Below are 12,310 nucleotides of genomic sequence, written 5' to 3'. Positions count from 1 at the left end.
CCCGCCCCGCTGTCCGGGTGGGCTACCCGCGGCGGCCGTTGTAGACGGTGGCGTCGGTCCGTTCGCCGTACGCGCGGAAGACGGCCAGCGCCTCGTCGCGCAGGATGTCGGTGCGTACGTCGATGCCGCGCTTGACGAGTTGCTCCTGCCAGTCGTCACGGACCGGGCCCTCGTCGAATCCGGTGAGGTGTTCGACCTCGTCACCCTGGCCGGCGATGGTGAGCCGGCCGACACCGGACCACACCGTCGCGCCGTAACACATCGCGCACGGTCGCCAGTTGACGGTGAGTTCGGTCCGCAGCCCGGGGAGGCCGCCGAGGTCCCAGGTGCCGAACCGGGTCTGGGCGAGCGAGATCGCGACGATCTCGGCGTGCAGGGCGGACAGGTCGGCGGCGAGCACGAGGTTCACCCCGACGGACAGGATGCGTCCGGTGTCGGCGTCGGTGACCAGGGCAGCGAACGGGCCGCCGGTCCCTTCACGGTGGTTGCGGTCGGCGAGGCGGAGCACCAGCCGCATCCGCTCCTCGACGTCGGCCAGCACCGGCGGGTCGTCGGCGATCTCGTCGGTCACCCAGTCGGGCAGCCGGGCGCCGAAGATCGTGGGGATGGTGTCGGTGTCCATGGGGCTCCTACGCGTCATCGCGGTCTGTTTCGGGAAGGCGGGCACCGCCGGGTGGGCGGGCAGGGTCCGGGCCGTGGGCGGTCGGAAGAGGCGACGACCGGCGTACGGTCGGGCGGCTCGAACGGTGCCGGCCGGTGGCCCGGTGCCGGCTACTCGGCGCCGGCGGCTTGGTCGCCGTGGGCGACCCGGCCCCGGGTCCACGCGCTCGCGTGCGTACGGCGGCGCAGGTCGAAGCGGGTCGGCAGCTCCGGTCCCGTCATGATCGCGCACCTCCCGCCGGGGCTCGGTCTCCACCACCTGGCGCGGTGGTGTCCGGTGCCGGCATCCGGGCGCCCGGTGTCGTCACTGTATCCGGATGAGTCGCGGGCTTGGCGGGTGCTTACCAGATCCATTTGTCGGAAGGTGCAAACCGCCGATGTCCGACTGCTGTTCCCGGTGCCGTCCACCGACACCTCCGGACCGGTCGCCGTCCGCCCTCGGCGTACAGGTCTGTTGCCCGGCACGGCGGCCTGGGACGCTGCGGCCATGGATCTGGGGTTCAGCGGTGAGGTCGCCCGACTCTACGAAACCTACCGGCGGGGTTATCCCGCCCCGGTCGTCGACGCGATAGTCGACGCGTTCGCACTCTCGGCCGACGACGTCGCCGTCGACCTCGGCTGCGGCACCGGCCAGCTCACCCTGCCGCTCGCCGCGCGGCTTCGGGCCGTCGTCGGCGTCGATCCCGAGCCGGACATGCTCACCCTCGCGCGGCGGGCCGCCGCGCGCCGGGACGTACGCAACGTGGCCTGGATGCTCGGCGGCGACACCGACGTTCCGGCGGTCGGTGTGCTTCTCGGCGCCGGATCGGTCGGTGCGGTGACGGTGGCGACCGCGCTGCACTGGATGGATACCGGGCGACTGTTTCCGGCCGTGGCCGACCTGGTCCGGCCGGGCGGGGGATTCGCCGTCGCCACCAACGGCCGACCACTGTGGCTGCTGGACACAGCCTGGTCCCGGGAGCTGCGGGCCTTCCTCGAGTCGTGGACCGGGAGCGACCTGTCGTGGGGATGCGGCTCCGACGACGCCGACCAGCGGCGCTACCGCGAGGGCCTGACCGCCGCCGGGCTGACCGTCTCGGCGACCTCGGTCGCGTACCCCGTCGACCTGGACCTGCCGGGCCTCGTCGGTGAACTGTTGACCGCGTTCCCGGCCTCGGAGCTGCCGACCGGGCCGGACCGGGAGCGGTTCGCCGAGGGTGTCGGTGCGGCGGTCGGCGCCGGCCCGTTCCACCAGCCCGTCCAGGTCGACCTGCTCTTCGGCCGGCGGTGAGGACGGCACCGAAGGGCGCCGGCTTCCTGGCCACCGGTAGGTGTTGCGCTCCACAGCGAATTCGGCGTATCCACAGCGAAGTCGCTGTGGGCCGCAACAGTGATACCTGAGCCGGCCGCGGCCGACCTGGTCGGTCGTCCATCGGATGCGAGGGGGCGTGAGGTGATGGGTACGTTCGGGACGGGACCGTTCAGCAGTGACGGCGCACTCGATCTGGTCGAGGAACTCGTCGAGTTGGACGCGGCAGGCCGCCTGGGCGAGCTGGGCCGGATATTCTCCACCGTGCTGAAAGGCCCGCAGACGGGGACACAGACGGTGTTTCCGCACGAGGTCGTTGCCGCTGCCGCGCTGATCGCTATCAGCCTGCCCGGAGGCGAGTCGATCCTGGCGGACCTTTCGGAGTTCGTGGCCGACGAACTGGCCCCGGCGCTCCTGCCCACCCCGGCGGTCGGGTTGGTGGCTCCGGCACTCGCTGCCCTGACCGTCGTGGCCGGACCCGGCGGTCCATGGCACGACGGGTGGATCGACGACCGGAGCCGCGCCGAGGCCGCGCAGACCGTCGAGCGTCTGACGGCGGTTCTGCGCGAGAGTGGGCTGCGGGCTCGGCCGGCTACCGGGTGATGAGGATCTTGCGGCCGATGCCGGCCCGGAACTGGGCCAGGGCGTCGGCGTAGCCGTCGAGCGGGAACCGGTGACTGACGAAGATGTCGGGGTCGAGCACGCCGGCGGCGAACAGTTCGCCGGCCCGCTCGAAGCTGTGCAGCACCGCCATCGAGCCGGTGATGGTGATCTCCTTGTTGTAGATGCGGAACGGTTCGATGGTCGCCCGGGCGTCGTACGACGAGACCCCGAACTGCAGGAACGTGCCGGCCGGCCCGACCCGCGTCAACCCGTCGGCGATGGCGGCCTCGGCACCCGTGCAGTCGATGACGACGTCCCAGCCACGCGGCCGGTCCAGTTCGTCGGCACCGGTGACCGCCGCGGTGTTGCCCAACCGGACGGCGGTCGCCAACCGGTCCGGGTTCAGGTCCACCACGGACACCGACGCCGCGCCGCAGCGCTTGGCCAGCTCCTGCATCATCAGGCCCATCGTTCCGGCGCCGTAGATCAGGTAGTGGTCGCCGAGCCGGCGCGGCAGCACGTCGAATCCGCGTACGGCGCACGACAGCGGCTCGATCAGCGCGGCGTCGGCGGCCGACACCCCGTCGGGCAGGACGAAGCAGTTCTTCGCCGGGGCGACCGCGTACTCGGCGGCCCCGCCCGCGGTGGTGACCCCGATCGCCGCCCAGTTCTCGCACAGGTTGCCGCGGGCCCGTCGGCAGTAGTAGCACTCGCCGCAGTGCAGTGACGGGTCGACGGCGACCCGGTCACCGACGCGTACCTCGGTGACCCCGGAGCCGACGGCGACCACCTCGCCGGCGAACTCGTGGCCGGGCACGACCGGATAGGCCGGCGCGAACTCGCCGTCCATGATGTGCAGGTCGGTGCCGCAGATGCCGCAGGCGGCGACCTGTACGACCACGTCGCGCGGGCCGGGTGCCGGGTCGGGCACCGACTCCAGGGCGACCTGACCGGGTGTCACGATGACGGCTGCCTTCACTTGACCGCTCCCATGGAAAGTCCCCGGACGAGTTGCTTCTGGGCGAACCAGCCGGCCAGCACGACGGGCAGCGAGACCAGTGTCGCGGCGGCGCAGAGCCGGGCCAGGAAGAGCCCTTCCGAGGAGATGAAGCCGACCAGGAAGATCGGCGAGGTACCGGCGTTGGTTGCGGTCAGGTTGACCGCGAAGAAGAACTCGTTCCAGCTGAAGATGAAGCAGATGAGCGCGGTCGCGGCCACGCCGGGGGCGACCAGCGGCAGCAGCACCTTGCGGATCGTCGTACCGAGTCCGGCGCCGTCGACCGCCGCCGCCTCGATCAGCGCGGGCGGCACCTCCAGCAGGAACGACCGCATCATCCAGACGGCCAGCGGCAGGTTCATCGAGGTGTAGAGGACGACCATGGTCCAGATGTTGTCGAGCATGCCGAGTTCGCGGACCAGCAGGTAGATCGGCAGCAGGGCGGCGACGGCCGGCAGCATCTTGGTGCTGATGAAGAAGAACAGCACGTCGCGCCACTTGCCGACCGGACGCAGCGACAGCGCGTACGCCGCCGGGGTGGCCAGCAGCAGCACCAGCGCGGTGGAGACCAGGCTCGCGCTCAGCGAGTTCAGCAGGTACGGCGTGATGTCGCGGTCGAAGACCTGCCGGTAGCCGTCGAGTACCGGGGTGAAGGTCCAGGTGGGCGGGTTGCTGGCGGCGTCGACCTCGCGCTTGAAGCCGGTCAGCACCATCCACAGGACGGGAAAGAAGAAGAACAGTCCGGCGGCCCAGGCCCCGACCGCCCAGGCGACCGTGCCCCACCGGCTTCCGCCGCGCCCGCTCATCGGTGATCCTCCATCCGGAAGAGGCCGGAGATGACCCGCAGCGCGAACGTGGCGACGATGATCGTGCCGATCACGACCACGACGCCGGCGGCGGCCGCCTCGCCGTACTCGAATTTGCGGAAGGTGGTCAGATAGATCTCGTACGGCAGGTTGGTGGTCGCCGTACCCGGGCCGCCCTGGGTGATGGTGAAGACCGCGTCGAAGGTCTGCACCAGGTAGATGGAGCCGAGCAGGGCGCCCAGTTCCAGGTACGGCCGCAGGTGCGGCAGGGTGAGCCGGGTGAAGACCTGCCAGGGGCCGGCGCCGTCGACCCGGGCCGCCTCGACGGTCTCCTGCGACTGGCTCTGCAGTCCGGCCAGGATGATCAGCATCATGAACGGGGTCCACTGCCAGACCAGGGTGGCGACGACGGAGACCATCGGGTACGACGAGATCCAGTCTGTGCTGCCGCCGACGATTCCGTTGATGAGGCCGTACGCCGGGTTGTAGAAGGCGTGCTTCCACAGCAGGGCGGCGGCCATCGGCATCACCAGGAACGGGGTGATCAGCAGGGTGCGTACGACGCCCCGGCCGGGGAAGCGCCGGTCGAGCAGCACGGCCAGGCCGAGCCCGAGCAGCACCGAGACGACGACGGCGCTCGCGGTGAGCACGACGGTGTTGACCAGCGCGGCCCGCAGCCGGTCGTCGGTGAGCACGTCGGCGTAGTTGGCCAGCCCGACGAAGTCGCGTTCGCCCGGCCGCAGCGCGTTCCAGGAGAGCATGGACAGGTAGATCGTGACGAGGAACGGGATCTGGGTCACGACGATGGCGAAGACGAGGGCGGGCAGCAGGGGAGCGCGGCGGATCAGGCGGTCCCGGGCACCGCCGCGGACCGGCGGCGGTGGTCTTTTCCGGGCCGGGGCCGGCGCCGGTCGGATGGTCTGGGTCATCGGGGTCACCTCGGCGATGGCGCCGGTGGGGGCGCGGGTGGCGCCCCCACCGAACGGCTACTTGTATTTGGCGGCGACTTCCTCGGCGAGTTTCTGCCCGTCAGCCAGGGCCTGGTCGACCGTGGTGCCGCCGGCGATCGCGGCCGCCACCTCCTGCGAGACCTTGGTGCCTAGGTCGGCGAACTCGGGGATGCCGACGAACTGCACGCCGAGCGCGGGCCGGGGCTGGAGTCCGGGGTCGACCGGGTCGGCCTCCTCGATCGCCCGCAGGGTGACGTCGGCGAACGACCGCGCCGACTCCTGGTACTGCGGCAGTTCGTAGGTGGAGGCGCGCTTGCCCGACGGCACCCGGGACCAGCCGAGCTGTTCGCCGGCCAGCTTCTCGTACTCCTTGCTGGTGGCCCAGGAGATGAACTCCCACGCCGATTCGGAGTGCGTGGTCGTCTTCGGCATCGCCCAGGCCCAGGCCCAGAGCCAGCCGGCGGCGCTGGTCTTCTCGACCGGGGCGTACGCGTAGCCGACCTTGCCGGCGACCCGGCTCGCCGCCGGGTCCTCCAGCGTTCCGGCGGCCGAGGTGGCGTCGTACCACATCGCGGCCTTGCCCTGGCCGAACGTGTTCAGGCACTCGGTGAAGCCGGACTGCGACGCGCCCGGCTGGCCGTGGGCGCGGACCAGGTCGACGTAGAACTTCGTCGCCTCGGTGAACTCCGGCGCGTTGACCTTCGGGGTCCAGTCCTTCTCGAACCAGGTGCCGCCGAAGGTGTTGACGACCGTGGTCAGCGGGGCGAAGACCTCGCCCCAGCCGGGCAGGCCGCGCAGGCAGATGCCGGCGACACCGTTCGCCTTGTCGTCGAGTTGGGCGGCGAAGCCGGCAACCTGCCGCCAGGTCGGCCGTTCCGGCATCGTGATGCCCTTGGCGGCGAAGAGTTCCTTGTTGTACATCAGGAACGACGACTCGCCGTAGAACGGTGCGGCGTACAGCTTGCCGTCCTCTCCGGACAGTGACTCGACGATCGGCTCCAGCAGGTCGGCGCGGTCGTACGCGGGATCGGCGTCGGCGAACGTGCTCAGCTCCCGCAGCCAGCCGTTCTTCGCCCAGATCGGTGCCTCGTACGCGCCGATGGTGGCGACGTCGTACTGACCGCCCTGGTTGGCGATGTCCTGGGTGACCTTGTCGCGCAGTTCGTTCTCGGGCAGGATCGTGAACCGCACCGTGATGCCGGTTTCCTTGGTGAAGTGTTCGGCGGTGAGTTTGGCGATGTCCTCCATCTGCGGGTTGCCGACCATCAGCACGGTGATCGTCTTGTCGTCGCCGCCGCCGGAGCCACCACCGGCTCCCGAGCAGGCGCCCAGGCCGAGGCCGGCGGCGGCGAGTGTGGCTATGACCTTCCGGGAAACGGGCACAGCGAACCTCCAAAAGGGTGGGAGTGGGTGCGCGGTGCGGCCGGTCAGGCGCGGATGACCGCCGGTCCGAGCAGCGAGTAGCGGTGCGCCTCGGACGCCGGCAGGGCCGAGTCCGTGACGATGGTCTCGAGGTCGCCGATCTCGGCGAAGCGGCAGAAGTTGCTGACCCCGAACTTGGTGTGCACGCCGACGAAGATCCGGCGGCGGGCGGCGCGTACCGCCTGGGCCTTGACGTCGGCGACCGCCGGGTCGGGGGTGGTCAGGCCGTGCTCGCGGGAGATCCCGTTGGCGCCGACGAAGGCGAGGTCGAGGACGAAGTCGGCCAGCATCCGGGTGGCCCAGTGGTCGACGGTGGCCAGGGTCCGGCCGCGGACCCGGCCGCCGAGCAGCAGTACGGTGACCGACGGTAGCCGGGCCACCGCGGCGGCGGTGCCCAGCGACGCGGTGACGACGGTCAGCGGCCGGTCGGTGGGCAGCGCCTCGGCGATGAGTTGTGGGGTGTAGCCCTCGTCGATGTAGATGGTCTCGGCGTCGCCGAGCAGCGCGACGGACGCGGCGGCGATCCGTCGCTTCTCCGGCACCTGCCGGGTGGTCCGGGTGGCGAGGGTGGTTTCGAAGCGGGCGGTCTCGACCGGGTACGCGCCGCCGTGGGTGCGCCGGACGAGCCCGTGCTGTTCGAGCAGGCGCAGGTCGCGCCGCACCGTCTCGGGGGACACGCCGAGGTCGGCGGCGAGCTTGAGTACGGAGACGTCGCCGGTGCCGCGGGCCAGGGCGAGGATCCGGTGTTGGCGCTCGTCAGCGCTCATCCCGCACCTCCTTGCTGTGCCCCAGCTCACATGAGTTGACCGTAATGAATTTCTAACACCGTCGAAACGTTGGCTCCAAGCGGTGAAATGCCCTGAATCGGGTTTGGGTTTGCCCGGATGGGCGAACGGTGGCGGTGGGGTATAGGCGTACAGAACACGATCTAATCGGCATAGGGTCTGCCCGTTTGGCCCGTACGGGCATCCGTTTGCTGCCCGACGGACGTGAGAACCTGGGCCCGGTGCCGACCCTGCGAGGAGACCCGATGCGTACGCCGCTCACCGTTGCCGTCGCCCAACCGTCGTGCATCGCCCACGACGTCGGGGCGAACGCGGCCGCGCACGCCGAACTGGTCCGCCGCGCCGACGCCCGGGTGGTGGTCTTCCCCGAGATGTCGCTGACCGGGTACGAGTTCGACACCCCGGCGGTCGAGCCCGGCGATCCGCGCCTGGCGCCCCTCGTGGCCGCCTGCGCCGCCGCCGGATCGGTGGCGCTGGTCGGCGCCCCGGTGGCCGGTGCGGACGGCCGGTCACACATCGCCGTCCTCGCCGTCGACGGCGCGGGAGCCGTCGTCGCCTACCGCAAGCAGTGGCTGGGCGCCGCGGAGACCACCCGGTTCACCCCGGGACCCGCCCCGGCCGTCGTCGAGGTCGACGGCTGGCGGCTCGGCCTTGCCGTCTGCAAGGACACCGGGATCCCTCAGCACGCCGCCGACACCGCCGCCCTCGGGATCGACCTCTACGCCGCCGGGGTGCTCGACAACGAACCGGAGGCCGGGGTGCACGAGGAGCGTGCCCGCCGGATCGCGACCGGGTACGGCGTCTGGGTCGCGATGGCCAGCTTCGCCGGGTCGACCGGCGAGGGATACGACCGGGCGGCCGGCCGGTCCGGCATCTGGGCGCCGGACGGCGTCCGGGTCGCCGCGGCGGGGCCGGAGGTCGGCGTCGTTGCCCGCGCCACCGTCGACCGGAGAAATCCCCGGGAAAAATCCGCGCTGGATGTCGAGAACCGTCCCGCCGCCTCGACCTGACCATGAGAGCGTCGGACGACCGGCGCCCAGGGTGTGAGGAGCAGGACGTGAAGTACATGCTGTTGATGCAGTTCAGCGCGGCGACCGCCGACTTCCCGGAGATCGGCACATGGCAGCCCGAGGAGATCCGGGCCCACATCGAGTTCATGCGCGACACCAACGACAAGCTCACCGCGACCGGCGAACTGGTCGAGGGGCAGGGGCTGGCCGGCCCCGACCAGGTCCGGATCGTACGCGCCGGCGCCGACGGCGGCCCCGTCGTCACCGAGGGCCCTTTCCCCGAGACGAAGGAGTTCCTGGCCGGCTACTGGATCGTCGACTGCGAGACCCCGCAGCGGGCGGTCGAGATCGCCGCCGGGGTGTCGGCCGCACCCGGCCCCGGTGGCCGGCCGCTGAACATGCCGATCGAGGTACGCCCGGTCATGTCCGCCCCGCCCGTGGAGGTGTGACCCCTGACCGGCAATGACCGTGCCGTCGAGGACCTGCTGCGCGAACTCGCGCCGCAGGTCGTCGGCGTGCTCACCCGGCGGTCCGGTGACTTCGCCGCCGCCGAGGACGCCGTGCAGGAGGCGCTGCTGGCCGCGTTCGGGCAGTGGCCGGCCGACGGCGTCCCGGACAACCCGCGCGGCTGGCTGATCCAGGTCGCCCACCGCCGGCTGGTCGAGCAGATCCGCGCCGAACAGGCACGGCGGCGACGCGAGGACGTCGTCGCCCGGCGGGAACCGGTCGACCGGCTGGCCGCGCCGGCCGCCGACGAGGAGATGCTCGCCGACCGTGACGACCCGCTGGTGCTGCTCTTCCTGTGCTGCCACCCGGCGCTGTCACCGGCGTCGGCGATCGCGCTGACCCTGCGGGCCGTCGGCGGCCTCACCACCGCCGAGATCGCCCGCGCGTTCATGGTTCCGGAGGCGACCATGGCGCAGCGGATCAGCCGGGCCAAGCAGCGCATCAAGACGTCCGGGATCCCGTTCCGGCAGCCGGACGCCGAAGACCGGGTACGTCGCCTCGGCGCCGTCCTGCACGTCCTCTACCTGATCTTCAACGAGGGGCACACCCGCAGCGCCGGGCCGCACCTGCGCCAGGTCGAGCTGTCGACGGAGGCGATCCGGCTGGCCCGGGCCCTGCACACCCTGCTCCCCGGCGACAGCGAGGTCACCGGGCTGCTCGCGCTGATGCTGCTGACCGAGGCCCGCAGCCCGGCCCGCACCGGTCCGGGCGGCGAACTGATCTCGCTGGCCGACCAGGACCGCCGGCTCTGGGACGCCGCCGCGATCAGCGAAGGGATCGCACTGGTCACCCACGCGCTGCCCCGTGGCCCGGTCGGGCAATACCAGGTCCAGGCCGCCATCGCCGCGTTGCACGACGAGGCGCCGACCGCCGACGAGACCGACTGGCCGCAGATCCTCGCCCTCTACGGGGTCCTCGAACGGATCACCGACAGCCCGGTCGTGGCCCTGAACCGGGCCGTGGCGGCGGCGATGGTGCACGGGCCGGCCGCCGGCCTCGAGGCACTCGCCACGCTCGCCGACGATCCCCGTCTGGCCGGGCACCACCGGCTCTTCGCGGCCCGGGCACACCTGCTGGAAATGGCCGGCGACCGGCCGGCGGCGGCCGAGGCGTACCGGGCGGCGGCCGGGCGCACGACGAGCCTGCCGGAACGGCACTACCTGGTGCTGCGCGCCGCCCGCCTCGCGGCCGGCTGAGCCCGCCCCACCCACCCGGCCGATGCCGGTACGGTGTCCCGATGTTCGCCGAACACACCGACCGCTACCTGCGGGCAGTCGACACGGCGCTGCCGGGCTTCGTGACGAAGCTCTACATCGCGGGCTCCGCCGCCGCCGACCTGGAAATCACCGTGGACCCCGCCGCCCTGCGCCGCTACAACCTTGAGAACCTGCGCGACTACTGGCGGCCGCTGGCGCGCCGGGCGCGGCAGGAGACCGGGGAACTGGGCGGCGCCGAACCGGTGCCCGGCGAGGCGGTGTCGTGGCTGGTCCTCGGTCCGGCCCGGCTGCACCACACGCTCGCCCACGGCACCGTCGTCGCCAAGGCGGACGCCGGGGCGTACCTGGGCCGGCTCTTCCCGGCCTGGACGGCGTTGCAGGACCGCGCGGTGCGCTGGCGCGGCGACGGCGGGGAGACCTTCACCGTCGACGACCTGCGCGCGGCGGCGGATGCCGTCGAAGCGGTGGTCGACGACGCCTGGATTCGCTGGGGCGACCCGGACCGAGCGGCCCGGGTGCCGGCCCGGTGACCGTCCTGGCCGTCGACCCCGGTCAGCCGCCCTTCGACCGGGTGGCCGAGCTGTTCGACGCCTACCGAGTGCACTACGGCCTGCCGGCCGCGCCGGCGGCCACCCGGCGGTGGCTCGCCGAGCAGCTCACCGCCGGCCGGCTCCAGGTGACGGCCGGCGTACGGGACGGACGGGCGCACGGGTTCGTCACCCGCACCGTCCTGCCGGCCTCGCTGCTGCTGGGCACCGCATGGATGATCCGGGACCTCTACGTCGATCCGGCGCATCGTCGATCCGGGCTGGCTCGGGAGTTGCTGCGCCATGTCGTGGACGAGGCCCGCGCCGCCGGGGCTCTGCGGGTCTCGTTACAGACCGAGCCCGACAACGCCGCCGCGCTGCGGCTTTACGCCGGGTTCGGGTTCCGTCCGGTCGACGGCCTGAAGTCGCTCAGTCTCCCGCTCACACCGGCCTGACCGGGCACCGTCGCGGACGGTCCCGGCCGGGACCGCCGACCGCGGGGTGACGGGGGGTGGTGCCGGGTGCCACCCTGATCCGGACGGCCGATCCGCACGACACCGGGTGGTGATCCGATTGACCAGTGCTCCCCGCCGGGTTCTCGTGACGGGTGCGGCCGGCCGGCTCGGCCGGGCGGTGCTCGACCTGCTCGCCGCCCGGCGTGTCCCGGCGACCGCGCTCGACCTGCGTGACCCCGGCGACCTGCCGGCCGACCGGGTGGTGGTCGGCGGTGCCGGCGATCCGGTCGCCGTACGGGCCGCGCTGGCCGATGTCGACGCGGTGGTGCACTGCGCCGCGCTTGCCGCGCCGATGATGGGCAGCCCCGAGGAGGTGTTCGCCGGCAACGCGCGGGCGACGTTCGTGACCCTGGAGGAGTCGGCTCGGGCCGGTGTCCGGCGGGCCGCCATCGCCAGCAGCATCGCCGTGCTCGGGCTGTCGTTCGCGCCCCGCCCCCTGAGCCCGGCCTACCTGCCGGTCGACGAGGCGGTGCCGGCGCAGGTCGCCGACCCGTACGCGTTGTCCAAGCAGGCCGACGAGGCGACCGCGGCGATGATGTCCCGCCGCTACGGGATGACCGTGGTGGCGTTGCGGTTCCCGTTGCTCGGCGGTCCGCGGGACACCCTGCCGGAGATCGCCGCCCGCTACGTCGACGATCCGGGGTTCGGCGCCGCCCATCTGTGGGGCTATCTGGACACCCGGGACGCGGCCAGCGTCGTCTGGCTGGCGGTCACCCGGCCGATCACCGGTTGCCACGTGCTGTTCGTGGCCGCGCCGGACACGCTCGCGCCGCAGCCGACCGGGGAACTGCTCGACCGCTTCTATCCGGGCGTGCCCCGGCGGCTGCCGCTGCCCGGCCGGGCGGCGCCGATCGACGTCGGCGCCGCCGCCCGGGTGCTCGGCTTCACCGCCGAGCACCGGTATCCGCTGGACTCCTAGAGGGTGGTTTCGCCGTTGAGTCCGAAGAAGTCGTGCCATTTGGCGGCGGGGCCGAAGGTGGTGCCGGTGGAGAGTGCGACGTGTACGTCGTTGGTGGTGCCCTT

Annotated in this window: 14 protein-coding genes; 8 read left to right on the top strand and 6 right to left on the bottom strand. The window is 72.2% G+C overall.

Features of this window, described 5'->3' with window-relative positions:
- Nucleotides 1-22: 22 nt before the first annotated feature.
- A complete protein-coding gene (locus AB0M79_RS35365) occupies nt 23-622 on the bottom strand; it encodes a nucleoside deaminase (protein WP_357536376.1) in 600 nt (199 codons plus the stop codon).
- A gap of 525 nt (nt 623-1,147) precedes the next feature.
- On the opposite strand from AB0M79_RS35365, the gene AB0M79_RS35360 reads away from it, so the two are divergent.
- Both AB0M79_RS35360 and AB0M79_RS35355 read left to right on the top strand, forming a co-directional pair.
- Nucleotides 1,148-1,930 (top strand): class I SAM-dependent methyltransferase, encoded by a 783-nt coding sequence (locus tag AB0M79_RS35360; RefSeq protein WP_364222876.1) that lies wholly within the window; start codon nt 1,148-1,150, stop codon nt 1,928-1,930.
- Between the two features lie 165 nt (nt 1,931-2,095).
- Nucleotides 2,096-2,551 carry a DUF4259 domain-containing protein gene (locus AB0M79_RS35355; protein WP_364222873.1) on the top strand — a complete coding sequence of 152 codons (456 nt, stop codon included), beginning with the start codon at nt 2,096-2,098 and terminating at the stop codon, nt 2,549-2,551.
- On the opposite strand, the gene AB0M79_RS35350 is transcribed toward AB0M79_RS35355, so the two are convergent.
- From AB0M79_RS35350 to AB0M79_RS35330, 5 genes are read right to left on the bottom strand one after another with little or no spacing between them, the layout of a single operon-like run.
- On the bottom strand, nt 2,541-3,530 hold the full coding sequence (locus tag AB0M79_RS35350; protein ID WP_364222870.1) for a zinc-dependent alcohol dehydrogenase family protein: 990 nt from the start codon (nt 3,528-3,530) through the stop codon (nt 2,541-2,543). The two genes, AB0M79_RS35355 and AB0M79_RS35350, sit on opposite strands and share 11 nt — an antisense overlap.
- Nucleotides 3,527-4,354 carry a carbohydrate ABC transporter permease gene (locus tag AB0M79_RS35345; protein ID WP_364222867.1) on the bottom strand — a complete coding sequence of 276 codons (828 nt, stop codon included), beginning with the start codon at nt 4,352-4,354 and terminating at the stop codon, nt 3,527-3,529. Before AB0M79_RS35345 ends, AB0M79_RS35350 begins: the two co-directional genes overlap by 4 nt.
- Nucleotides 4,351-5,283, bottom strand: coding sequence for a sugar ABC transporter permease (locus AB0M79_RS35340; RefSeq protein WP_364222864.1), 933 nt, complete (start codon nt 5,281-5,283; stop codon nt 4,351-4,353). Before AB0M79_RS35340 ends, AB0M79_RS35345 begins: the two co-directional genes overlap by 4 nt.
- Nucleotides 5,284-5,340: 57 nt before the next feature.
- Nucleotides 5,341-6,687 carry a sugar ABC transporter substrate-binding protein gene (locus tag AB0M79_RS35335; protein WP_364222861.1) on the bottom strand — a complete coding sequence of 449 codons (1,347 nt, stop codon included), beginning with the start codon at nt 6,685-6,687 and terminating at the stop codon, nt 5,341-5,343.
- A gap of 44 nt (nt 6,688-6,731) precedes the next feature.
- On the bottom strand, nt 6,732-7,493 hold the full coding sequence (locus AB0M79_RS35330) for a DeoR/GlpR family DNA-binding transcription regulator (protein ID WP_357536390.1): 762 nt from the start codon (nt 7,491-7,493) through the stop codon (nt 6,732-6,734).
- A 263-nt stretch (nt 7,494-7,756) separates the two neighbouring features.
- On the opposite strand from AB0M79_RS35330, the gene AB0M79_RS35325 reads away from it, so the two are divergent.
- From AB0M79_RS35325 to AB0M79_RS35300, 6 genes are all read left to right on the top strand, one after another.
- The gene (locus AB0M79_RS35325; protein ID WP_364222858.1) at nt 7,757-8,521 is read left to right on the top strand and encodes a carbon-nitrogen hydrolase family protein; all 765 of its coding nucleotides are present in this window, start codon (nt 7,757-7,759) and stop codon (nt 8,519-8,521) included.
- A gap of 56 nt (nt 8,522-8,577) precedes the next feature.
- Nucleotides 8,578-8,970: a YciI family protein gene (locus tag AB0M79_RS35320; protein ID WP_357536450.1), complete on the top strand. Its 393-nt coding sequence runs from the start codon at nt 8,578-8,580 to the stop codon at nt 8,968-8,970.
- Nucleotides 8,971-8,973: 3 nt separating this feature from the next.
- Nucleotides 8,974-10,224, top strand: a complete 1,251-nt coding sequence (locus AB0M79_RS35315; protein ID WP_364222945.1) for a sigma-70 family RNA polymerase sigma factor — start codon at nt 8,974-8,976, stop codon at nt 10,222-10,224.
- A gap of 41 nt (nt 10,225-10,265) precedes the next feature.
- A complete protein-coding gene (locus AB0M79_RS35310; RefSeq protein ID WP_364222855.1) occupies nt 10,266-10,775 on the top strand; it encodes a hypothetical protein in 510 nt (169 codons plus the stop codon).
- Nucleotides 10,772-11,227 (top strand): GNAT family N-acetyltransferase, encoded by a 456-nt coding sequence (locus AB0M79_RS35305; protein ID WP_364222852.1) that lies wholly within the window; start codon nt 10,772-10,774, stop codon nt 11,225-11,227. Before AB0M79_RS35310 ends, AB0M79_RS35305 begins: the two co-directional genes overlap by 4 nt.
- Nucleotides 11,228-11,345: 118 nt before the next feature.
- Nucleotides 11,346-12,206 carry an NAD(P)-dependent oxidoreductase gene (locus AB0M79_RS35300; protein ID WP_364222849.1) on the top strand — a complete coding sequence of 287 codons (861 nt, stop codon included), beginning with the start codon at nt 11,346-11,348 and terminating at the stop codon, nt 12,204-12,206.
- The last annotated feature ends 104 nt before the right edge of the window (nt 12,207-12,310 follow it).

Origin of the sequence: Polymorphospora sp. NPDC051019 (assembly GCF_040683055.1) — a bacterium.
In the GTDB taxonomy this organism is placed as follows: domain Bacteria; phylum Actinomycetota; class Actinomycetes; order Mycobacteriales; family Micromonosporaceae; genus Polymorphospora; species Polymorphospora lycopeni.
This window is presented reverse-complemented; position numbering and strand designations above follow the sequence as displayed.